The organism is Thiomicrolovo sp. ZZH C-3, assembly GCF_054862725.1.
In genome coordinates this window covers 1-508 of record NZ_JBTKXX010000015.1, presented here as the reverse complement: position 1 = coordinate 508, position 508 = coordinate 1, and the positions used below count along the sequence as shown (strand labels likewise).

General features: G+C 51.6%; 2 protein-coding genes. Both read left to right on the top strand.

All coding sequences use genetic code 11. The features are described from left to right. Positions 1 to 297, top strand: a 297-nt coding sequence (locus tag ACXWTF_RS13450; protein WP_461715495.1) for a thiosulfate oxidation carrier protein SoxY, incomplete at its 5' end; no start/stop codon positions are given. 41 nt (positions 298 to 338) lie between these two features. Beyond that, positions 339 to 508 (top strand): thiosulfate oxidation carrier complex protein SoxZ (locus ACXWTF_RS13445; protein ID WP_461715496.1); only part of this gene is annotated, 170 nt, incomplete at its 3' end.

Genomic DNA, 508 nt, shown 5'->3' with positions numbered 1-508 from the left:
GCTACTGTCGCTGAAGGCGTCACTGTCGTCGCTCCGGACGTTGCAAGCAACGGTGGTGCGGTTCCGGTCGATGTCAAGTCTGACATCGCTGCAAAATCCCTGATCATCGTCCAGAACGTCAACCCGGAATCTGCGGTGATCGTTTACGACCTCAACGAGTACAGCATCATCGACTTCTCCATCAAGATCAAGATGAAAGCTTCCGGTACGATCACAGCAGTCGTACAGGGTAACGACGGCAAGCTCTACAGCGGCTCCAAAACACTCGACGTTGCACTCGGTGGTTGTGAGGGCTGATCGCCTTCGCCTATCAAAAACGAAAATAGAAAGGTAATATCATGAGAATCAAAGCAAAACTCAAAGGTAATGTTGTTTCTGTAAAAGCGATGGCGAAGCACGACATGTGGACATACGACATCGCTGAGAAGAAAACCGGCGACCGCAACAACGCGAACTTCATCACGCACATCGACGCCAAAGTCGGCGCGGCGACTGTTCTTGACGCTTC